Origin of the sequence: Conexibacter sp. CPCC 206217 (assembly GCF_030646165.1) — a bacterium.
In the GTDB taxonomy this organism is placed as follows: Bacteria; Actinomycetota; Thermoleophilia; order Solirubrobacterales; family Solirubrobacteraceae; genus Conexibacter.
In genome coordinates, this window is sequence record NZ_JAUTDO010000002.1 from 307,795 (window position 1) to 329,524 (window position 21,730).

Here is a 21,730-nt window from a genome sequence, read left to right on the forward strand (position 1 = left end):
TTTTATCCGTCGCGCAGCCTTCCCTGAAAGAATTCTCAGTTAGATGCCCGCAGATCCCCCAGATCAGCGCCCCAGCGGGGATCGCCTGCCCGCTGAGCGGCCCCCGACGGGCGACGGGAGACCGACCCCGCCGCCGCCAGCCCCGCCCGGTTGGAGAGTGACGCCGGCGCCCGACGGCCGCGGCACGCCGACCAGACCCCGCACCGGCGGCTACAGAGGGCCGCGGATGCCCGGCGGTCGCTGGGGGATCCTGATCTTCGTCGTCGTCCTGCTGGGACTCAACTTCTGGATCTCCTCCAACGCGCTGTCGCCGAGCGAGCGCGTGAAGGTCTCCTACAGCGGCCCGGCCGACACGCCGAGCTTCCTGCAGGAGGTCAGAGACGGCAACGTCAGAGAGATCTTCTCGACCGGCGCCTCGATCCAGGGCGAGTTCGACAGAGACGTCACGAACCCGGCGAGAGGCAGAGACGGCTCCGTCACCTCGACGAAGTTCTCGACCGAGATCCCGGCGTTCGCCGACACCGACGACCTCACCAAGCTGCTGCAGGACAACGACGTGATCGTCAACGCGAAGCCGCCCGAGGACGGCCCGTCGCTGCTGGTATCGCTGCTGCTCGGGTTTGGCCCGGTGATCCTGATCGTGCTGCTGTTCGTGATGCTGTCGCGCCGGATGGCCGGCGCCGGCGGCGGGATGATGTCGTTCGGCCGCTCCAGAGCACGGCGCTCCGAGGGCGGCGAGCAGCGCGTCACGTTCAGAGACGTCGCCGGCATCGACGAGGCCGAGAACGAGCTGCACGAGATCGTCGACTTCCTCAAGAACCCGCAGAAGTACCAGAGACTCGGCGGCAAGATCCCGAAGGGCGTGCTGCTGAGCGGCCAGCCCGGCACCGGCAAGACGCTGCTGGCGCGCGCGGTCGCGGGCGAGGCCGGCACGCCGTTCTTCTCGATGTCGGCGTCGGAGTTCGTCGAGATGATCGTCGGCGTCGGCGCGTCGCGCGTGCGCGACCTCTTCAGACAGGCCAAGGAAGCTGCCCCTGCGATCATCTTCATCGACGAGCTCGACGCGATCGGGCGTGCGCGCGGCGGCGGCCGCGGCTCGTTCGGCGGCAACGACGAGCGCGAGCAGACGCTCAACCAGATCCTCACCGAGATGGACGGCTTCGAGCCGACGACCGCGGTGATCGTGATCGCCGCGACCAACCGCCCGGAGATCCTCGACCAGGCGCTGCTGCGCCCCGGCCGCTTCGACCGCCGCGTGACCGTCGCCCCACCCGACCGCAACGGCCGCCTGCACATCCTCAAGGTGCACACGCGCTCCGTCCCGCTCGCCGACGACATCGACCTCGACGCGATCGCCTCGACGACGCCGGGCATGGTCGGCGCCGACCTCGCCAACCTCGTCAACGAGGGCGCCCTGCTGGCCGCCCGTCGCGGCCACGACAAGGTCAGCAGCGCCGACTTCACCGACGCGCTCGAGAAGGTCGTGCTCGGCGCCGAGCGCAAGGTGATGATGAGCGACGAGGACCGCAGACGGACCGCCTACCACGAGGCGGGCCACGCCGTCGTCGGGATGCTGACCGAGGGCGCGGACCCCGTCCGCAAGGTCTCGATCATCCCGCGCGGGCAGGCGCTCGGCGTCACCTTCTCCTCGCCGGACGCGGACAAGTACAACTACGACGAGCGCTACCTGGTCGGCAAGATCCGGGTCGCGCTGGGCGGGCGCGTCGCGGAGGAGGTCGTCTTCGGCGACCTCACGACCGGCGCCGAGTCCGACATCCAGCAGCTGACCGGGATCGCGCGGCAGATGGTCGGGCGCTGGGGCATGAGCCCCGCGATCGGCCCGATCGCCGTGCTCGCCTCCGAGGGCAACGGGATGCTGCTGCCGGGCGTCTCGGAGACGTCGGAGTCGACGCAGCGGCTGGTCGACGAGGAGGTCCGCCGGATCGTCGACACCGCGCACGCCGACGTCACGCAGCTGCTGCGCGAGCATCGCGGCAACCTCGACTCGCTCGTCGCGGAGCTGCTGAAGAGAGAGACGCTCGACGAGGCCGACGCCTACGCCGCCGCCGGCCTGTTGGAGATGCGCCCCGAGCGGATCGATCGCTCCACGCCGGTCTTGCCGCAGCTGAAGGACGCGTCCGTGCCCGCCAGCGGCAACGGCCTGCCGGAGGGACTCGAACGGCCGGAGCTGCCGTCGTGAGCGAGCTGCGCCGCTTCGGCGGCGCGCAGGACGCCCCGGCGCCGGTGACGTACGAGCTGGCCAGCTGGGGCGTGCGGGCGTGGGCGTACCTGATCGACCTGCTGGTGCTGCTGGGGCTCTGCATCGTCGTCGCCGCCGGCGCGGTGATCGCCGAGGGCGACACGGAGCAGGCGCGCAGACTGGCGCAGACGCTCGGGCTCGCGGTCGCGACGCCGCTGTGGCTCGCCTACGCGCCGTTGCTGCTGATGCGCAGGGGCGAGCGCAACGGCCAGACGCTCGGCAAGCAGGCGATGAGAATCCGCGTCGTGCGCGAGAACGGCGAGCCCGTCACGCTCGGCAACGGCGCCCTGCGCGAGATCATCGGCCGACAGCTGCTGGTCGCCTTCACCTACGGGCTCTACGCGGTCGTCGACTACGCCTGGCCGTGGTGGGACAAGCCGAGACAGTGCCTGCACGACAAGGTCGCGCAGACGCGCGTCGTGCTGCTGACGCCGCTGAGCGCGGACGCCGTCGCGAGCTTCACGACCGGCGTCGACGCGCACGCTCCGGATCAGCCGGTCGCGCAGGATCAGCCGACGAGCGGCCGCTCGACGCCGCTGCCGCCGCCCCCGGCGCCGCCGGTCGACGACGCGCCCGTGCGCGACGGCTGGCTGCCGCCGACCTCGGGCCGCTGAGGCGCGGGATCGGCCGCTGCCGGCCCGCCCGGACCGGCGCGCAGGTAGGTCGTCAGGAACGTCAGCGCGACGACGCCGATGAACAGCAGCGTCGGGCCGGAGTCGTTGAAGAGCGAGCCGGAGATCGACGCGCCGAGGCCGCCGAACAGCCCCGCCCGCCAGACCGGGTCGGTCTCGACCGCCGAGTAGATCCGCTTGCGGTACTTGACGGCGTAGGTGACCGCGAGCGCGCACAGCAGCAGCAGGAGCGGGCCGTAGCCGCTGCGCAGGACCTTCCATGCGAGCTCGTAGCGGCGCTGGAAGGTGTCGAGCTGGTCCGACAGCGAGCCGTGCAGGACGGTGCGCGTGAAGTGGCCGTCGCCGCTGGTGGCGAGGTCCAGCACGGCCAGCGCCGCGAGCCCCGCGATTGGCGTCAGCAGCGCTCCCAGCAGCGCCTTCTTCGTGATCCCTCCGGGCAGCATCAGCAGCGTCGCGACGGCCGCGCCGCCGGCGACGGTGAAGATGCCGCCGACGTCGGCGCCGAGCCGGCCGGAGCCCATCACGAGCGCCAGCACGACGCCGCCGAGCGCGAACGTCAGCGCACCGGCGCGCGAGCGCTCGCGCCGGCGCCACAGCGCCGCGATCGCGATCAGCAGCATCACCGTCAGGACGATCTCGAGCTCGTTGCCGAGGCCGTAGAAGCGCGAGCCCGAACGCGGGCTGGGGCCCAGCAGCGAGCGGATCACGAGGTGCGAGTGGTTGGCGAGGTCGACGGTGTAGGCGACCAGTCCGACCACGCACGGCACCGCCGGCCCGCGCGGCCAGCGCACGAGCCGATCGGTCAGCAGCGCGAGCGCGAACGAGCCGCCCGCGAGCATGAACAGCTCCGCCTGGCGCGACGGCGCGAAGGCGGCCGTCACGAGCACCATCGCCGGCAGCCACATCAGCGCCAGCCCGCCGAGTCGCAGCGCGAAGCGGACGCCGACGCGGTCGCGCACGATGCCCGCGAGCAGCACGATCGCCAGCCATGTGAAGAGGAACGTCTGCAGCGCCGGCATGCGCCGCGCGGAGATCACGCTGAGACGCTCGTCGAGCTTGTTCAGCGCCGCCGCGTCGCGCACGCCGGAGAGGCTGATCGGCTGACCGCGCACGCCGTCGGGCACCGGCACGCCGAGGTGGTCGAGGATCGTCGGCAGCAGGTCGATGCCCGCGGCGACGCCGTCGAGGTGGGTCGTCGCCGACGTGAAGCTGCCGCCGGATCCGCTCGTGAGGCCGACGATCCCGGTCCACAGCAGCTGCGGCGCGCGAAACGGCGGCGGCGCCTGCTCGGCGATCAGCAGCTGGTCGGGCGCGCGCTCGGCGATCATGGCGTCGAGCTGGTCGTCGCCGGCCGAGCCGGGTGCCAGCCGCGCGACGACGAAGCGGTGCGTTCTCAGCATCGTGCGCGTGCGCGCGGCGACGGTCAGCGGCGAGCCGAGCGAGACGGACGGGATCGTGCCCGCTCGGTCGGTCGCCGCGATCGCCTCGAGGTTCGGATCGCCGCTGATCCCGACGTAGCCGACGCCGCCGGGGACGGAGCTGGCGAGCAGGCCCGGCACGACGTCGGCGGGCGCGCTGTCGGCGCGCTGGACCGCCGCCAGCCAGTCGACGATCAGGCCGCTGTGGTCGCCGCCGCGTATGAAGCGCAGGTCGGGCGGATCCTTCGGTCTGTACGTGCTCAGCGACGTGCGCGTGCCGGCCGTGATGTCCAGCAGCGCCTGCGTCTGGCTGTAGCCGGACTGCGTCGCGCTGAGCGCGCCGAGCGCCAGCTGCGGGTGGCCGGCGAGGCGGCGCAGCACCTCCGGCAGCTCGGTGTCGCCGCCGGGCGGCTCGGTGTCGGGCAGCGGCTCGACGCCGGCGGGCGTGTCCGGCGACAGCGGCATCAGCGCCAGCACCGCGCTCGACTCGGCCGCGGCGCGGGCCGGCAGCGTCGCGGCCAGGCATGCGAGCGTGGCGACAAGGGTCAGGAGCAGGAGCGCGCGCAGGCGCAGACGGCTCGCGCGGGCGGCGGACTGCATCGTCAGAAAGGGTAGAGATCGCCGCAGCGGCGCGCGGATGGCGGCGGGGCAGCATCGCGCGGCGGGCACGGTGGCGGCGCGGCGAGGTCGCGCGCCAGGCGCGGCGGCGGCGCCGGGTGCGGCGCCGCCTCAGACCTCGTCGTGCTCGTGCGGCGGCGACGGCAGGCGCAGCGTGAAGGTCGCGCCGGGCGGGGCGGTCTGCTCGAGCACGAGCGTGCCGCCCATCCGCTCGGCCAGCTCGCGACCGATCGCGAGGCCGAGGCCGAAGCCGGCGCCGCCGGAGCCGCTGCCGCGCGCGAAGCGCTGGAAGACCCGCTCGCGGTCCTCCGGCGGCACGCCTGGACCGGCGTCGCTGACCATCAGGGACGGCGGATGGCCGTTCGCCGCGGCGTGCACGCGCACGCTGACCGGCTCGCCCGGCGGCGTCGCGCGGACCGCGTTGTCGAGCAGGATCCGCAGCACCTGCGCGACCGCGCCCGGGTCGCCGAGCGCCCACGCCGCCGCGCTCGCGTCCTCCAGCCGCGGCACGGTGCGCTGCTCGCCCGCCGGCGGCGCGCCCAGCTCGAACTCCGCGATCACGGCGCGCGACAGCTCGCGCAGCTCGACCGGCTCGCTGCGCAACGCGACCTCCGCGTCGATCCGGCTGAGGTCGAGCAGGTCGGCGGCGAGGCGGCCGAGGCGGCGCGCCTGCGCGAGCGCCCGCGCGACCTGCTCGCGCGCCTCGCCGGAGGCGACCTCGCCGTGCGCCAGCTCGTCGTCGAGCAGCTCCAGCATCCCGCGCAGCGACGCGACCGGCGTGCGCAGCTCGTGCGAGGCGGTCGCGACGAACGCGCGGCGCGCCTCCTCCTGCTGCTGCAACCGCTGCTGCATCCGCGCGAAGGCGCGCGCGAGATCGCCGACCTCGTCGCGGTTGCGATCGGCGGGGACCTGCTCGACCGGCCCGTGCTCGGCGATCCGCACGGTCGCGTCGCGCAGCCGCCGCAGCCGCCGCACGAGCGTCGCGGCGAAGCCGAGGCCCAGCAGCAGCGCGATCACGAGGCCGCTCAGCGCCGCCGTCAGGAACGCCCGCCGCACGACCGCGACGGCGTCGCGCACCTCGCTGACCTCCTTGCGCGCGGCGAGCACGTAGCGACGGCCGTCGATCCGCACCGGCATCGCCACGCGCACGACCTCGTCGCCCTCGAACGTCCCGGCCGTGCTGACGATTCTGCCGCGCTCGAACGCCTGTGCGACGTCGTCGAACGGGTCCGCGGCAGCGGTTCTCGCATCGGTCGTGCGCAGCCGCAGCGCGTGCGCCGAGTCGAGCACGTAGATCTCCTGCGCGCCGCTGGTGCGCACCAGCGCGAGCCCGATCTGCTGCAGCGCGTTGGAGCCGATCGCGAGCTGGCGCGGCGTCAGCGACGAGAACGAGCCGCGCGTCTCTCTCGCCTTCGTCACGAGCGCGCTCAGCTCGGCGTTGCGCAAGCGTCGCTCCAACGGCCCCAACAGCCCGAACGCCGCCACCGCGAGCGTGATCGCGGCCGTCAGCACCAGCGCGCCGACGATGCGCCCGCGCAGCCCGAGCGCGCCGAGGCGCCGCATGGCCGTCAGCCGGCCTGCAGCCGGTAGCCGGCGCCGCGCACGGTGACGATGTGGCGGGGGTGGTCGGGCTCGGGTTCGAGCTTCTCGCGCAGGTGGCGCACGTGCACGTCGATCGCGCGCGGGTCGCGGTAGGCGCTGTCGCCCCAGATCGCGCGCAGCAGCTCCTGGCGATTGCGCAGCCGACCGGGGTCGGCCATCAGCGCCTCGAGCAGCTCGAACTCGGAGAAGGTGACGTGGACCGGCTCGCCGTTCATGCGCACCTCGCGGCGCGCTCTGTCGAGCTGGATCGGGCCAACCGCGACGACGTCGCCGGGCTGGTCGCCGTCGCCGGCGCCGAGCGGGCGCGCGCGGGCGCGCCGCAGGACCGCGCGGATGCGGCTGCGCAGCTCCGCCAGGCCGAACGGCTTCGTGACGTAGTCGTCGGCACCGGCCTCCAGCCCGAGGACCGCGTCGGCCTCGCTGTCGAGCGCGGTCAGCATGATGATCGGGACGACGTTGCGGCGGGCGCGCAGCGTGCGGCAGACCTCGTAGCCGTCGGGCCCGGGGCCGAGCGCGACGTCGAGCAGGACGACGTCGAAGGCCTCGGTCGAGGCGCGGTCGATCGCGGTGTTGCCGTCCGCCACGGCCTGCACGCGATGACCCTCGCGCGAGAACGAGCGCGTCAGCATGTCGCGCAGATCGGACTCGTCGTCGACGACCAGGATCGTCAGCGAGGTGTCGGGGCCGTCGTGCCACGGCGCGGCCCCGTTGCTCGTGCTCGGCGCAGGCTCCGGCATGTGTCAGACGATGCTAGATGATCGTCGGCGCGCTGACGCGCTTCCGTCAAGGCGATCGACTATCCTCGCCGACTTCATGAGAGCGTATCTGGAGCGACTGCGCAGACTGGAACCGAGCCTCGAGGTGGCGGATCTGTTCCCGCCGCTGGAAAGCGAGCTGGCCGGCTACGAGCACCTCTTCAGAGGCAAGGTTCTCAACGCCGGTGCCGGCCACCGCGACATCTCGCACCTGCTGCCGGGCACGCTCGTCAACCAGGACATCGAGACGGGCCTGCACAACGAGAACATCGACGTCTTCAGCCCGCTGCACGAGATCCCGTTCGACGACGGGCACTTCGACGCGATCATCTGCAACGCGGTGCTCGAGCACGTCGAGAATCCGCACGAGGTCGTGAGCGAGTTCCACCGCGTGCTGCGGCCGGGCGGCATCCTGTACCTCTGCGTCCCGTTCATGCAGCCGGAGCACCTCGATCCGACCGACTTCCAGCGCTACACCAGCGACGGTCTCGCGACGCTCGCGCGCGACCACGGCTTCGACGTGAGCGAGGTGACCGGGGTCCACTCGGTCTACTCCACGCTCGGCTGGATCTTCATCGAGTGGCTGCGCCCGTTCCCGGGGTGGAAGGGCAAGCTGCTGCGCTGGCTGACCTACCCCGTGATCAAGCGCAAGGCGCTCACGAGCACCAACCACGTGCACTCGCTCGCATCCTCGTACCGCTTGGTCGCGGTGCGCCAAGGCTGACGCACCTGACATGCCGTCCGGTCCCGCACCGGGGCCCGGACGCGTCAGCCGCCCGACGCCTGCAGCATCACTCTGGTGCCGTCAGCGCAAGCCTTGATCGATGCGTTGCCGGGATGGTCGGCCTCGACCGCTTCGATCAGTTCCAGCGCGGCGCCACGCTGGCCCGAATATCCGAGCAGGGACGCCTTCGACAGCGCCACCATGCCTCGCGCCTCACCCTCGTTGTGCTCGATCGCACGGTCCAGCAGCGCGAGCCGATCGGCAGCGCTGAGGTCGCGCAACGGGTCGAGCGCGAGCACGTCGGGATCAACGGGCCGTTCCAGCAGGAACACGTGCGTGGCCCAGGGAAGGACGTCCAGGCGTCGCAACGAGTCCCACATCAGCTCGACGGAGAGGTGGATCCACGGCAGCATGCCCCAGCCGTAGTCCTGATGGACGATCAACGACCGACCGGGGATCAGGTGCGGGAAGAAGCTGCGCTGCACCGCGGCGTTGACCTCCCACGACTTCAGCACGTCGACGAAAAAGACGTCGATCGGACCCCCGTCCCAGCCGATCTGCGTGATGTCGCCCTCGTGAACGACGTGGGGCGAGGTGAACGGCGCGACGTGCTGGTCGTAGAGTGGCCGAAACGAATCGCCGACCTTCAGCGCGGACCCCTTGAAGAACTGCTCGCGCGTGTACTCCTCGACGCGAAAGAGGTCGTAGGTGCTCAGCGGCGGCCCGGTCCACTCCCGGTCGCGATCACGCAGTCCGGCCAGCAGCGCCACCGAGGAGCCTCCCAGGAAGCAGCCAGCGTCGACGATCGCACCACGCCCGTCGGCATGGTCGCGCGCCAGCGCATACAGCAGCGTCAGCTCGTCGGGAGAGAGCATCGTCGGGATGGCGCGAACGTCATCCGGCAGGTCCACCTCGCGCCAAGCCAGCAGTTCCAACAACACTCACTCCAATCCGAGAAATAGGCCCAGGGAAGCGCGTTCGCCGGAAGACGACCCACCGCTGACGCGCCGTCTTGCGGGACGCGCAGGCTAACAGCTCACCGGCCGCCCCGGATGGCAGCGGCTACCGCAGGGCGGCGGGCGGGACCGGCCGCGCGATCGACTCGGCGCCGATCAGGCCGTGGCTGCCGTTGCCGGAGCCGTCGTCGTCGGCGCGGCGCGTCGGGGTCCCGACGCGGCCGGCGGCACCGACGCACCACAGCAGCGATATCCACGTGATCGTCGCGAGCGTGACGTGCACCCAGACGAAGTCCGCCGGCAGCTTCAGCGCGTACTGGACGCTGCCGACGAGGCCCTGCGCGGCCATCAGGATGCCGCTCAGCGTGAGCGCCTCGACCAGCTGCGCGTTCGTCGTCAGCCGCCGCGCCATGAACCAGGCCGCGATCACGGCGAGGCCGAGCGTCGTCGCCGTCACGCCGTGGCGGTGGATCAGCCACACGAGCGTCTCGGCGCCCTTGAAGTCGAGCCGGTGGACCAGCTCGCCGTCGTTGTCGCCGGGATGCGGGCCCGCGGCCGTCGCGAGCGTCCCGAGCACGATCACGCCGGCGCCCAGCAGCGCGGCGAAGCGGACGAGGTAGACCGTCCAGCGGTCCTCCGTGCGCGGCCGCTCGGCGTCCTCCTCGTAGCGCGCCCGCCAGACGAGCCAGACGGCGGCGATCAGGATCAGCATCGAGAGGCAGAAGTGCGCCATCACGAAGCCCGGCGCGAGGTGGTGCTCGACCGTGAAGCCGCCGAGCACGCCCTGCGCCAGGCAGCCGAGCGGCAGGAAGCCGGCGACGAGGAAGAGGTCGCGGCGGTAGGGGCGCCGGCGCCACGCCGCGAACCAGACGAACAGCGAGATGAAGCCGATGCAGGCGGAGAAGACGCGGTTGCCGTACTCGACGAAGGTGTTGAAGCCGATCGGCGGCACGGCCTGGCCGTGACAGGCCGGCCAGTCCGGGCAGCCGAGGCCGGAGCCGGTCAGCCGCACCGCCGCACCGGTCAGCACGACGGCCGTCAGGAAGAAGAGCGCGACCCAGGTGAGCTTGCGGAAGCGTTCGGCGGTGAACGTTGGAAGACGGTCGAGCACGACCACGTAAGGATGACGCACACGGGGCGCGGGCGCCGCCACGCGGCCCCCGCGACGCGGCTACGACGCTCTGCGGCGCTCCTCCGCGAGCGCGGCGCGCCTGCGGATCGGCTTCGTGACGCCCGGCTTGCGGTAGTCGCCGCGCGAGAGGTGATGCTCCAGCCACACGTACAGCACGATGAAGAGGTAGCGCGAGCCCATCTCCTGCAGCGCGAGCTTCGACTCGCCGGCGGTGCGGTTGCGCCAGGAGGTCGGCACGATCGCGTACGAGTAGCCGCGCACGATCGCCTTCAGCGGCAGCTCGACGGTCAGGTTGAAGTGCGGCGAGATGAACGGGCCGATGTGCTCGATCACCTCGCGTCTGTAGGCCTTGAACGCGTTCGTCGTGTCGTTGTAGCCGTGCTGGAACAGCAGGCGTATGCCGGCGTTGACGACGCGGTTGGCGAACAGCTTGAAGCGCGGGTAGTCGATCACCGCGCCGCCGGGCATGAAGCGGGAGCCGAACGCGCAGTCGTAGCCCGCCTCCAGCACGCGGTAGTAGAGGACGAGGTCGCCGGGGTCGTCGGAGCCGTCGGCCATCATGATCGCGACGGCGTCCCCGGAGAAGGCCGCCAGGCCGGCGCGCACCGCGTAGCCGAAGCCGTTGGGCGGCTGGTTGCGGATGCAGCGCACGCGACCGTCCTCGGCGGCGACGCGGCCGACGACCTCGCCGGTCCCGTCGCTGGAGTTGTCGTCGACGACGACGACCTCGTAGTCGATCTCGTGCTCGATCAGCCGCTGCGTCAGCGACCGCAGGGTCGGCTCGATCACCTCGGCCTCGTTGTGCGCCGGGATCACGACCGAGAGCTTCACGCGACCGGTGCGCTCCAGCGCTCGACGTTGAAGTCGTGGATCTCGCGCAGCACCGCGGGCACGTCGTACGTCAGCGACCAGTCGGGGTAGTCGGCCTCGAACGCGCCGAGGTCGGAGACCCACCAGCGGTGGTCGCCCATGCGCGCCTCGTCGCTGAGCGTCCACTGCAGCCGGCGTCCGGAGATCTGCTCGCTGAGTCTGATCGCCTCGATCATCGAGACGTTGCTGGCGCGCCCGCCGCCGAGGTTGTAGACCGCGGCCGAGCGCGGGTTCGCATGGAATGCCGCGAACGCGCGCACGACGTCGTCGCAGTGGATGTTGTCGCGCACCTGCTTGCCGTCGTACCCGAAGATCGTGTAGGGCGTGCCGGTGACGGTGCACTTCATCAGGTAGGCGAGGAAGCCGTGCAGCTGCGCGCCGGCGTGCTGCGGACCGGTCAGACAGCCGCCGCGGAAGCAGACCGTCGGCATCTCGAAGTAGCGCCCGTACTCCTGCACCAGCAGGTCGGCGGCGACCTTCGACGCCCCGAACAGCGAGTGCATCGAGCGGTCGATCGACATCGTCGTGTCGATCCCGCCGTGCCATCTGTGGTCCGCGGGCAGCTCCAGCCGCGTCTCCAGCTCGACGAGCGGGAGCTGGTTGGGCAGGTCGCCGTAGACCTTGTTCGTCGAGGTGAAGACGAAGGTCGCGTCGGGCTTGTGCTCGCGCGCGGCCTGCAGCAGGTTGAGCGTCCCGTTCGCGTTGACGGTGAAGTCGGTGTGCGGATCCGACGCGGCCCAGTCGTGCGACGGCTGCGCGGCCGTGTGCACGATCAGCTCGAGGTCGGCGGCGTGCTTGGCGAACAGCGCCTCGACGCCCTCGCGGTCGCGGATGTCGAGCTCGACGCTGCGAAACGTGTCGTAGGCGTCGGTCAGGCGCCGCGTGTTGCCGGCGGTCGACGCCTCCGGCCCGAAGAAACGGGCGCGCATGTCGTTCTCGACGCCGATGACGTCGTAGCCCGCCTCGGCGAAGTGACGCACCGACGCTGAGCCGATGAGTCCCCCCGAACCTGTGACGATCGCAACCGGCATCCCTGTCTCCTTACCTTAGACGGAGCGCGGAGCGAACCGCGTCCTCGTGCTCCGTGATCCAGCTCGCGATGTCCTCGAGCACCCTGCGGGCGTCGCGTTGCGGACGCCAGTCGGTCAGCTCGAACAGATGCGAGCAGTCCGACAGGTAGACCGGCACGTCGCCGGGACGGTCCTCGCCCGCCGCGCCGACCGGCAGCTCTCTGCCGGTGATCTCGCGGCACAGCGCGGTCGTCTCGGCGAGCGACAGCGAGCAGTCGCGCCCGCCGCCGACGTTGGCGGTGACGCCGTCCCAGCCCGCGGGGTCCAGCAGCTGGCGCTCGACGAGGTCGACGAGGTCGTCGACGTGCAGCAGGTCGCGGACCTGCTTGCCGCTGCCGCCGAAGCCGATGTAGGACAGCCTGCCGCCGAGCAGGTGCGCGAGCATCCAGTGCGTGAAGACGCCCTGGTCGACCTTGCCCATCTGCCACGGGCCGGCGATCACGCCGCAGCGGTCGATCGTCGCGCGCAGGCCGAAGGCATCGCGGTACTCGGCGATCAGCAGCTCGGCCGACAGCTTCGTCGTGCCGTAGAGCGTGCGCGCGCCCTCGAGCGGGAAGTCCTCGGCGATCCCGGCGGGCGAGGCGCCCGCGACGGGCTGCGCGGCGGCCAGCTCGAAGCGCGTCGCGGCCTCCTCCAGGACGAGCCGGTTCAGCGCCGCGACCGGGTACACGCGGCTGGTCGAGAGGAAGACGAACTGCGCGCCGTCGCGGCGCGCCAACTCCAGGCAGTGCCAGGCGCCGACGAGGTTCGCCTGCATCGCGTAGTCGGTCAGCCCGTCGCGGCCCGCCAGCGCGGACGGCTCGGCGGAGCACTCGACGACCGCGTCGACGCGCTCCAGCGCCTCCAGGTCGGCGCGCTCGCGCACGTCGCCGTGGACGAACGTGACGCCGGCGGCGCGCAGCCGCGGCAGGTTCAGCTCCGAGCCGCGGCGCTTGAGGTTGTCGAGCACGACGACCTCCCAGCCGGGGTGGCGGGCCGCGAGCGCCAGCGCGAGGCTGGAGCCGACGAAGCCCGCTCCGCCGGTGACGAGCACGCGGCGGGAAGCCTCGTCGCTGCGGATGTCGATGCTGTCCTGGGCCATCTCGAACGGCGCAGAGTAGTCGACGTCGGCGGACAGCTCGTTGCTCGTTGCCTATCCTCTGCGCCCCGGCGTGCCCGACCCAGCCCGATAGGAGCAGGACACTTGAACTTCCAGCGTCTGTACGAGTACCGCTTTCGCGACGTCGACCAGAGCGCACGGACAGACGTGTGGAAGGAGATCGCCGGCTTCGTCCACGAGCAGATGGGGTCGCCCGAGCGCGTGCTCGACCCCGCCGCCGGGCGCGGCGAGTTCATCAACGCGGTGCCGGCGCGCGAGCGCTGGGCGGTCGACCAGGTCGCCTACGCCGAGGGCACCTACGCCACCGGCGTCAGAGCGGTCGTCTCCGACATCTTCACGGCCGACCTGCCGCAGGAGCACTTCGACGGCGTCTGGGTCTCGAACTTCCTCGAGCACCTGCTGTCGCAGGAGGACTGCGCGAGATTCCTCGAGAAGATGCACGCGTCGATCAGACCCGGCGGGCGGATCGCGATCATGGGCCCGAACTTTCGCTACTGCTCGAAGGAGTACTTCGACATGGCGGACCACACGCTGATCTTCACCCACCGCGCGATCGCCGAGCACCTCTACGCGGCCGGCTTCGAGCCCGAGCGGATCGAGGCGCAGTTCCTGCCCTACTCGTTCACGGGCAAGCTGCCGCCGTCGCCGGCGCTGACGCGGCGCTACCTGCGCACGCCGGCCGCCTGGCGCGTGCTCGGCAAGCAGTTCTTCGTGATCGGCCGTCGCTGATCACGACGGCGGCCGTCTAGTCGCGGCAGGCGACCAGCGGCCGTGCCGGCACGACGCGCAGGCGCCAGACCTGCTGCGGCTGCGTGTCGCGCGGCAGCGCGACCTCTGTCACGACGCCCGGCGCCAGCGACGTGACCGGATCGGTCGGGAACTCGTCGCCGTAGCGGCGCAGCCACAGCGGCACGGCCGCCCCGCGCGCGGCGGGTCTGAACGTCAGCGTCTCGCCCGGTGCGGCGCTCAACTGCAGCGTCGCGCCGGCGGCGCTCGGGGTGAAGCGCACGCACGCGCCGCGGACTCTCGCGTCGCCGCCCGCGGCGTCGTCGACGGTCGGCGCCGTGCCGCCCGCGGACGCCCGCTCGCCGCGCGGCAGCGGTCTGATCCCGGCAGCCGCGACACCCGTCAGGGTCGCGTCGACGGAGGCGCGCGTCGCGGCCGTCGCCGTCAGCAGCTCGGCGGGGCTGAAGCCGGGCGAGGAGCCGATGTCGTCGACCGCGTCGAGGTACTCGCCGGAGACGATCTGCGGCGAGTAGCCGAGCACCGGCCGCAGGTCCGCGGGCGCGGTGCGACCGGCGACGTCGAGCGCGGTCACGGCCGCCTTGACCTGATCGGCGTAGCCGCGCCAGAGCCGCTGACCGTCGCGCAGCGCGCCGACGTTCGACAGCACCGCGGCGCCCGTCAGCACCAGCGCGGCGGCCGCGAGCCGCACGTCGCGGCGCGGCGGCCGCAGCGGCGCGACCGCCAGCACCAGCAGCAGCGCCGAGCCGGCGTAGAGGTAGCGACTGCCGGCAGGGTCGTTGAGCTGTCCGCGCGTGAGCGCCGTCAGGCCCCAGTTGACGAGCGCGACCGTCAGCAGCGCTGCGAAGCGCGGGCCCAGCTCGCGCGGGTCGAGTTGGGCGCGACGCGCGACCCACACCGCGAGGATCCCGAACAGCAGCAGCGGCGCACCCCAGTTGTACGTCAGGCCGCCGATCGCGGCGGCCGCGCCGGCAGCGGCGTCGGAGACGTACTGCGGCGCGTTGGCGAGGTTGGCCGCGGTCGCCTTCTCCTGGTCGCCGCCGTAGCCGACGTACCAGCAGAGGTACAGGAAGATCGGGATCCCGGCGACCCACAGCCGGCGCCAGTCGCGGCGCAGCAGCAACTCGACCGCCGCGCCGGCGAGGAACGCGACGCCGACGCCCGAGCAGGCGACCGAGGCGAACAGCGCGATCGCGGCGCCGACGTCGGATCGCCGCCCTTCCCGCCCCAGCAGCACCAGCCCCAGCAGCCCGAACGCGGTCGAGCCGACGAGCGTGATCTGGAACGCCCACAGCAGGTCCTCGTAGGCGGCGCCGAGGAACAGCAGCAGCACCATCGGCACGAGCGCCGCGACACCGCCGACATATCTGCGCGCGAGCACGAAGACCGACGCGCACGCGGTCACGTGCAGCGCGATCAGCACGACGAGGTACGGCAGGTAGCTGCTGAGCCCGAAGATCGCGAACAGCAGCTGGTAGATCACGACCGGCACGAGCGTCATGTGGCCGTTGTGGCTCTCCAGCAGCGCGTCGGCGCTGATTGCACGCCGCGTCTCGATGAAGCTCCAGTCGTCGGAGAAGAACGTCATGTGACGGCTGGCGTAGAGCAGGAACAGCGCACCGAGCGTCAGCAGCGCGACGGCGGCGAGCGTCGCGGCGTCCGGCCGCGGGGTCGTGCGGCGTGGCAGTGTCGGTGACGCGTCGGGCGAGGTCATGACGGCGCCGTAGTATTGCGGCTCGCGAAGACGCCCCCTCCCGCGCGGTCGCGCTGCGGCCTGGCACGCCGGCCGTCGCACGCGTGGCTGCTCGCCCGCCGCGAGCGTCTCTCGCTACCTTTCAGCGTTGATGTCGACGAATCGCGCAGTCGCGGCCGTGGCCGTGGACAACGTCTCCAAGTCCTTCCGCGTGCCGGCGGAACGTGTGCACACGCTCAAGGAGACGGCGTTGCATCCGCTGCGTCGTACGACGTACGAGGAGTTCGTCGCGCTGAAGGGCATCTCGTTCGACGTCGCTCACGGCGAGTTTCTCGGGATCGTCGGGCGCAACGGTTCGGGCAAGAGCACGTTGTTGAAGTGCATGGCCGGCATCTATCGCGTAGACACGGGCGGAATCTACGTCGACGGGCGCCTGTCGGCCTTCATCGAGCTGGGCGTCGGCTTCAACCCGGACCTGCCGGCGCGCGACAACGTGCTCATCAACGGCACGATGCTCGGCCTCTCCCCGCGCGAGGCGCGGCGCCGTTACGACAGCGTGATCGACTTCGCCGAGCTGCGCGAGTTCGAGCAGCTGAAGATCAAGAACTACTCCTCCGGCATGCTCGTGCGGCTCGCGTTCGCCGTGATGATCCACGTCGACGCGGAGATCCTGCTCGTCGACGAGGTGCTCGCGGTCGGCGACGCCGCCTTCCAGCAGAAGTGCTTCGACGAGTTCTACCGGCTGAAGGACGAGAACCGCACCGTGATCCTCGTGACGCACGACATGGGCGCCGTCGAGCGCTTCTGCGACCGCGCCGTGCTGTTCGACCACGGCGACATGGTCAGCGAGGGCGACCCGCACCGGGTCGGCGTCGAGTACCTCGAGCTGAACTTCGGCAAGCCCAAGCCGATCGTCGCCGCGGAGGGCGCCGACGGAATCGACGCCGATCGCTCGGGCGTGGGCGGCGCCGAGATCGTCGAGGCGTGGTTCGAGGACCAGCACGGCGCCAGAGCGTCGATGCTCGAGCTGGAGCACGGCTGCAGATTCGCCGCCCGCGTCCGCTTCAGCGAGGCGATCGACCATCCCGTCTTCGGCGTGACGCTCGAGAACGCCGCCCACGACAACGTCTTCAGCGCCTCGACGCAGTGGCAGGAGGCCGAGACCGGTCACTTCGCAGCCGGCGAGGAGGCGATCTTCCGCGTGCAGTTCATCAACGTGCTGGCCCCGGGCCGCTACGACGCGACACCGGTCGTCTCGCAGCGCGGCAGCGGGACCGCGGTGATGGACCGTCGCGAGCGCTTCATCTCGACCGTCGTGTCGGGCACGCACGCCTCCGGGGCGCTGCTGGAGCTGCCCTACGCCGCCGGCGTCGAGCGAACCACCGTCCAGCCGACCGCGGAGATCGAGTCATGAGCGTCGAGCTGCCGACGACCCCGCCGCCCGTCGCGGACAGAGAACCGCTGGCGCGTGGCGCCCGCATCTCCGGTCCGGTCGCGATAGGCGTCGATGCGAGACGGTTCTTCAACCTGACCTGGACGCTCGCGATCACCGAGTTCAAGTTGCGCTTCTTCGGCTCCGCGCTTGGCTACGTGTGGCAGTTGATGCGGCCGCTGATGCTGTTCGGCGTGTTGTACGTCGTCTTCACGCAGGTGCTGAAGTTCTCCAGCGACGCGGAGTTCTATCCCGTCGCGCTGCTGTCCGGCATCGTCATGTTCACGTTCCTGTCGGAGAGCACCACGACCGCGGTCACCAGCCTCGTCGACCGCGAGCCGCTCGTGCGCAAGGTCCAGTTCCCGCGCCTGGTGATCCCGCTGTCGGTCGCGACGACCGCGCTGCTGAACCTCGGGCTGAACCTGATCGTCGTGATCATCTTCCTGCTGATCTCCGGCGGCACGGTCCACTGGGGCTGGTTGGAGCTGCCGCTGCTGATGCTGCTGCTGACGCTGTTCGGAGCGAGCATCTGCACGCTGCTGTCCGCGCTCTATGTCCGCTACCGCGACATCAGACCGGTGTGGGACGTGATCATGCAGATGCTGTTCTACGCGACACCGATCTTCTACACGCTCGACGTCATCAACAACACGACGATCGAGCGGCTGATGCTCGTCAACCCGCTCGCGGTGATCATCCAGCAGTTCCGCCACGCTGTCATCGACCCGAGCCACCCGAGCGCCGCGACCGCCGCCGGCAGCTGGACCTTCCTGCTGATCCCCGCCGGCGTGCTGCTGCTGCTCGTCGTCGGCGCCTACCGCTACTTCAACCGCGAAGCCCCCCTGATCGCGGAAGACCTCTGAGCGAGCTGGCAACGGCCAGACGGTCAATCACTAGTCTCACGCCCGTGTCCGCCGATCCCGAACAGCAGTACTTCGTCAAGGGCCTGGACCCGATCCGTGACCTGTTGCACTGCCTGCCCGGCTTCGCGCCCGCCGTCGTGTTCGACGTCGGCGCCAACGTCGGGCAGTCCGCGGCCGTCTTCGCAGAAGCCTTCCCACAGTCGGAGATCCACTGCTTCGAGCCGGTCTCCAGCGTCTTCGCCGAGCTCGCGACGCGCTTCGCGGACACGCCGCGCGTCCACTGCACGCAGTGCGCGCTGGGCGCGACGAGCGGCCCGGCCTCGATCTCGCTCAGCGGCGGCTCGACGATGCATTCGCTCACGACGACGCAGCGCGCCGGCGGCGTCGCCGGCACCGAGCAGGTGGAAGTCCGCACGCTCGACGAGCTCTGCGGGGAGCGCGCAATCGCCCACATCGATCTGCTCAAGATCGACACCGAGGGCTTCGACCTCGAGGTCTTGCGCGGTGCCGCCGGCCTGCTGGCGGCGCAGCAGATCGACGTCGTGGGGGTCGAGGCGGGGATGAACCCCGAGAACGCGACCCACGTGCCGTTCGAGACGCTCAAGCGGCATCTGGAGGAACACGGGTACCGGCTGTTCGCGATCTACGAGCAGAAGGAGGAGTGGCCGACGGCAGAGCCGCACCTGCGCCGGACCAACCCGCTCTTCCTGTCGCGTCGCACGATCGACCGGTACCAGGGCCACTCGCCAGGATCGCCACCGTAGCCGTGCGCCTCGCGTTCGTGTGTCTGGACCCGACCGCAGGCCTCACGTCCGAACCGCTCCAAAGCGCGCTCGCGACGGCCGGCGCACTCGCTGCGGTGCACGAGGTGACGGCGATCGTGGGGCCGCAGGCCGGCGCGCAGCTGCTCAGCACGGATGACGTCGTCGCTGCGCGCGTCAGAGTCGTCGTCATCGCCCAACCCGCCGACGCCGGCAGCTTCACCTCGCTCGCGCACCGCCGCAGCGCGCTGGCGCTGGAGTCGCTGCGGACCGTGTACGGCGAGCGGGGACCCGACTACGTCGAGTTCGTCGACCGCGGTGGAGAGGCCGCGGTGACGGTTCAGGCGCGCTTCGCGCGGGACCCCTTCCTGACCACGACGCGCGTCGGCGTCCGCGCCTGGGGCACCGACGAGATGCTGCGAATCCTCGACGGTTGGCTGCCGGACGAGACCGAGACCAACCTGCTGCACAACCTCGAGCGCACGAGCCTCCGACATGCCGACGTGCGGCTCACGCCGACCGCAGAGGTCGACGCGACCTACGCGCACTTCGTCACCGAAGCGGACGGGCTCGCCGCAGCCTGGACGCTGCCGCCCGCGATCGCGGCGGCGACCGCTGCGAGAGCCGCGGCGGCGCCGCCGCGCCCGGCGCTTGGCGCGCGACCGCTCAGACTGCTGTTCGCGGCGCCGCTCGATCCGCGGCGTGGCCCGCAGGCACTGGTGGACGCGCTGCTCGGGCTCGTTCGGCACACCGATGCATGGCAGCTGACGATCTGCGGCGCCGATCGCGCGGCGGGCGGCCTCGCGACCTCGATCCGCGACCAGCTCGTGCTGACGGCGGCCGGCGACCCGCGCATCGTGTTCGCCGACGCCGGCAGCGATCTCGACCAACTGCTCGCCAGCCACGACATGCTCGTGCTGCCCGCGCGCTGGGAGTCCTGGTCCGCGGTCGGCGTGCACGCGCTGCTCGCCAACCGGCCGCTGCTTGCCACGCCGGTCGGCGGGCTGCACGCGCTGGCGGAGCCCGGCGTCTCGGGTTGGCTGACCGCCGATGGCTCGCCGCGGGCAATCGGCCAGGCCGTCGCGGCGGTGCTCGACGACCCGCAGGAGCTGACGGCGCTGATCGCCGCCGAAGGACCGCGCAAGCACGGCCGTCGCGTCGCGGACGAGCGCGCCGTGGTCGACGGATATGCGGAGCTGCTCGCGGCACTCCCCGCGCGGCGTCGCGTCGCGCCACCGCGGCCGCGTCCACCGCTCGTCAGCGTGGTGATCCCGTACTTCCGGCTGTCGGCATTCGTCGAGCGCGCGATCGCTTCGGCGTTCGCGCAGACGCACCCGGCGATCGAGGTGATCGTCGTCGACGACGGCTCCGGCGAGCCCGCTGACGCGATCCTCCCTCAGCTCGCCGAGCGCTGGCCGCTGACGCTGCTGACGCAGGTGAACCAGGGCGTCGGCGCGGCGCGCAACCTCGGGATCGCCCAGTGCGCGGGTCGCTACGTGCTTCCGCTCGACGCCGACAACGAGCTCTGCGCGAGCTTCGTCGAGCGTGCCGTCGAGCTGCTCGAGGCCGAGCCCCAGCTGGCCTACGCGACCTCCTGGTCGACCTTCGTCGACGAGGCGGGCGTGCCCCTGGGCGACGGTCACGTCGGCTACAGCCCACCGGGCGGTCACGGCATCGAGTTCGACCGTCGCAACATCGCCGGCGATGCCGCGGCGCTGATCCGCCGGCGCGTCTTCGAACTCGGCTTCCGCTACCGCACCGACCTCGTCAGCCTCGAGGACTGGATGCTGTACCGCGAGCTTCACGACGCCGGGCATGACGGAGCGGTGATCCCGGCGCCGCTCGTCTCCTATCGCGTCCGCACGACGTCGAAGCTGCGCACGATGGGCATCCCGCACATGGAGCGTCTGGAGGGTGAGCTGCGCGCCCGACAACGCGAACGGAGCGTCGAGTGGACGTGAGCAGAGATCGGCGGGCCTTCGCGCCCTTCGCCGCCGGGCTGGTCGACGCGGCGCTCGTCCAGCGCCACGCGTTCGCCGGCGACCTGCTGGCGCAGCGGCGCGTGGTCCTCGCGGGCGATCGCAGCGGAGCGGGCGCTGAGACGCTGCGCAGCCACGGGTGCACCGACCTGCTCGTCGTCGACGATCTCGCGACGCTGCTGACCGACGGCGTCGGGGCAGAGTGGGACGCGATCGTCTGGCTCGACGACGTCGATGACCTCGGCGACGCGACCCGACGCGAGTCGCTGCTCGACGCGCTGACGCGCGAAGCCGCCCGCGGGATCGCGGTCGTCGTCTCGCTGCCCGGCGCGGAGGGCCTCGCGACCGCGCAGGGGACGACCGGCGGCGCGACCTACGAGGACGTCCTCGCGGCATCCGCGCGCTTCCCCGGCGCCGTCCTGCTGCTGCAGGCAGCCGCTGAAGGGTCGTTGCTGCGACGAGCCGACGCCGCCCCGCAGCAGCCGCTCGCGACCGAGTTGGTGCTCCCCGACAGGCTCGAACCCGAGCACGCCGAGCACTTCATGATCGTCGCGGGCCTCGCCGACGCGGTCGCACGGCTGCCCGACAGCGCGACCCTGCGCGCTGCAGTCGCGCCGGTCTTCGTGCGGCGGATTCGCTCGCTCGAAGCTGCCAACGCGAATCTGCTGGAGACGAACGCACGCCTCGGGCGGGGCGCGCAGAGCCACAGCGGCCCGGGCGCGATCACGATCTTGACGCAGCTGCGGGCGGCGACGGAGCGCGCCGAAGCGGTGACCGCCGCCGCGCAGGAGCAAGCCACCGCCGCCACGCTCCGGAGCGAGCAGCTGGAGGCACGCGCCGTCGTCGGCGAGCAGCACGCGCAGGCGCAGACGGAGCGCGCGGTCGCAGCCGAGCGGCGCGTGGTCGAGCTAGAGCTGCGGGCAGCCGACGCCGAGCGGCGCGTCTACGAGCTGGAGGCCCGAGCGGGTGCGGCCGAGCATCGGGGCGCGGAGCTCGAGGCCCAGCTGTCCGAGCTCAGAAATCGGCGGTCGCTGCGTGCGGCCGACCGCCTGAAGCGTCTGCTGCGTCAGCGGCGACGCGCCAGCTGATCCGCGCTTCGCTGCACCAGGTGCGCGAGGCTTG

The 21,730-nt window shown here is 71.7% G+C and carries 17 protein-coding genes and 1 pseudogene; 9 read left to right on the plus strand and 9 right to left on the minus strand.

The annotated features are described in order from the left end of the window. Nucleotides 1-43 precede the first annotated feature (43 nt). Both ftsH and Q7L65_RS06195 read left to right on the plus strand, forming a co-directional pair. Entirely contained in the window at nucleotides 44-2,200 is a 2,157-nt protein-coding gene (gene ftsH, locus Q7L65_RS06190) for an ATP-dependent zinc metalloprotease FtsH (protein ID WP_304719473.1), read from the plus strand. Further along, nucleotides 2,197-2,874, plus strand: coding sequence for an RDD family protein (locus Q7L65_RS06195; protein WP_304719474.1), 678 nt, complete (start codon nucleotides 2,197-2,199; stop codon nucleotides 2,872-2,874). Before ftsH ends, Q7L65_RS06195 begins: the two co-directional genes overlap by 4 nt. Here Q7L65_RS06195 and Q7L65_RS06200 read toward each other — a convergent pair. The 3 genes from Q7L65_RS06200 to Q7L65_RS06210 all read right to left on the minus strand — a co-directional run bounded on the left by Q7L65_RS06200 (nucleotide 2,769) and on the right by Q7L65_RS06210 (nucleotide 7,267). Next, a complete protein-coding gene (locus tag Q7L65_RS06200) occupies nucleotides 2,769-4,910 on the minus strand; it encodes a hypothetical protein (protein WP_304719475.1) in 2,142 nt (713 codons plus the stop codon). The two genes, Q7L65_RS06195 and Q7L65_RS06200, sit on opposite strands and share 106 nt — an antisense overlap. Before the next feature lie 129 nt (nucleotides 4,911-5,039). Continuing rightward, a complete protein-coding gene (locus Q7L65_RS06205) occupies nucleotides 5,040-6,491 on the minus strand; it encodes a HAMP domain-containing sensor histidine kinase (RefSeq protein ID WP_304719477.1) in 1,452 nt (483 codons plus the stop codon). A 5-nt stretch (nucleotides 6,492-6,496) separates the two neighbouring features. Beyond that, nucleotides 6,497-7,267, minus strand: a complete 771-nt coding sequence (locus Q7L65_RS06210) for a response regulator transcription factor (protein ID WP_304719480.1) — start codon at nucleotides 7,265-7,267, stop codon at nucleotides 6,497-6,499. Nucleotides 7,268-7,343: 76 nt separating this feature from the next. On the opposite strand from Q7L65_RS06210, the gene Q7L65_RS06215 reads away from it, so the two are divergent. Beyond that, nucleotides 7,344-8,009: a class I SAM-dependent methyltransferase gene (locus Q7L65_RS06215; RefSeq protein ID WP_304719481.1), complete on the plus strand. Its 666-nt coding sequence runs from the start codon at nucleotides 7,344-7,346 to the stop codon at nucleotides 8,007-8,009. A 44-nt stretch (nucleotides 8,010-8,053) separates the two neighbouring features. Here Q7L65_RS06215 and Q7L65_RS06220 read toward each other — a convergent pair whose 3' ends face one another. The 5 genes and pseudogenes from Q7L65_RS06220 to Q7L65_RS06240 all read right to left on the minus strand — a co-directional run bounded on the left by Q7L65_RS06220 (nucleotide 8,054) and on the right by Q7L65_RS06240 (nucleotide 13,118). Beyond that, a complete protein-coding gene (locus Q7L65_RS06220) occupies nucleotides 8,054-8,884 on the minus strand; it encodes a hypothetical protein (protein ID WP_304719482.1) in 831 nt (276 codons plus the stop codon). A 187-nt stretch (nucleotides 8,885-9,071) separates the two neighbouring features. Further along, complete coding sequence (locus Q7L65_RS06225) at nucleotides 9,072-10,076, minus strand: heme A synthase (RefSeq protein ID WP_304719483.1); 1,005 nt, start codon at nucleotides 10,074-10,076, stop codon at nucleotides 9,072-9,074. A gap of 60 nt (nucleotides 10,077-10,136) precedes the next feature. Next, nucleotides 10,137-10,922 (minus strand): annotated as a pseudogene (locus tag Q7L65_RS06230) (glycosyltransferase family 2 protein); the annotation flags it as partial. Between the two features lie 2 nt (nucleotides 10,923-10,924). After that, nucleotides 10,925-11,998: an NAD-dependent epimerase/dehydratase family protein gene (locus tag Q7L65_RS06235; protein WP_304719486.1), complete on the minus strand. Its 1,074-nt coding sequence runs from the start codon at nucleotides 11,996-11,998 to the stop codon at nucleotides 10,925-10,927. 10 nt (nucleotides 11,999-12,008) lie between these two features. Further along, the gene (locus Q7L65_RS06240; RefSeq protein WP_304719488.1) at nucleotides 12,009-13,118 is read right to left on the minus strand and encodes an NAD-dependent epimerase/dehydratase family protein; all 1,110 of its coding nucleotides are present in this window, start codon (nucleotides 13,116-13,118) and stop codon (nucleotides 12,009-12,011) included. A 102-nt stretch (nucleotides 13,119-13,220) separates the two neighbouring features. On the opposite strand from Q7L65_RS06240, the gene Q7L65_RS06245 reads away from it, so the two are divergent. Further along, nucleotides 13,221-13,865 carry a bifunctional 2-polyprenyl-6-hydroxyphenol methylase/3-demethylubiquinol 3-O-methyltransferase UbiG gene (locus tag Q7L65_RS06245; RefSeq protein ID WP_304719491.1) on the plus strand — a complete coding sequence of 215 codons (645 nt, stop codon included), beginning with the start codon at nucleotides 13,221-13,223 and terminating at the stop codon, nucleotides 13,863-13,865. A gap of 16 nt (nucleotides 13,866-13,881) precedes the next feature. Here Q7L65_RS06245 and Q7L65_RS06250 read toward each other — a convergent pair whose 3' ends face one another. Next, a complete protein-coding gene (locus tag Q7L65_RS06250) occupies nucleotides 13,882-15,594 on the minus strand; it encodes a hypothetical protein (RefSeq protein ID WP_304719494.1) in 1,713 nt (570 codons plus the stop codon). A 130-nt stretch (nucleotides 15,595-15,724) separates the two neighbouring features. Between Q7L65_RS06250 and Q7L65_RS06255 the strand changes: the two genes are divergently transcribed. The 5 genes from Q7L65_RS06255 (at nucleotide 15,725) to Q7L65_RS06275 (ending at nucleotide 21,696) form a co-directional block, all read left to right on the plus strand. Beyond that, on the plus strand, nucleotides 15,725-16,987 hold the full coding sequence (locus Q7L65_RS06255; protein WP_304719495.1) for an ABC transporter ATP-binding protein: 1,263 nt from the start codon (nucleotides 15,725-15,727) through the stop codon (nucleotides 16,985-16,987). Beyond that, complete coding sequence (locus Q7L65_RS06260) at nucleotides 16,984-17,868, plus strand: ABC transporter permease (protein WP_304719498.1); 885 nt, start codon at nucleotides 16,984-16,986, stop codon at nucleotides 17,866-17,868. Before Q7L65_RS06255 ends, Q7L65_RS06260 begins: the two co-directional genes overlap by 4 nt. 44 nt (nucleotides 17,869-17,912) lie before the next feature. Next, nucleotides 17,913-18,632 (plus strand): FkbM family methyltransferase, encoded by a 720-nt coding sequence (locus tag Q7L65_RS06265; RefSeq protein ID WP_304719500.1) that lies wholly within the window; start codon nucleotides 17,913-17,915, stop codon nucleotides 18,630-18,632. Between the two features lie 104 nt (nucleotides 18,633-18,736). Next, complete coding sequence (locus tag Q7L65_RS06270; protein ID WP_304719502.1) at nucleotides 18,737-20,590, plus strand: glycosyltransferase; 1,854 nt, start codon at nucleotides 18,737-18,739, stop codon at nucleotides 20,588-20,590. Then, on the plus strand, nucleotides 20,587-21,696 hold the full coding sequence (locus tag Q7L65_RS06275; protein WP_304719503.1) for a hypothetical protein: 1,110 nt from the start codon (nucleotides 20,587-20,589) through the stop codon (nucleotides 21,694-21,696). Before Q7L65_RS06270 ends, Q7L65_RS06275 begins: the two co-directional genes overlap by 4 nt. Nucleotides 21,697-21,730: the final 34 nt, after the last annotated feature.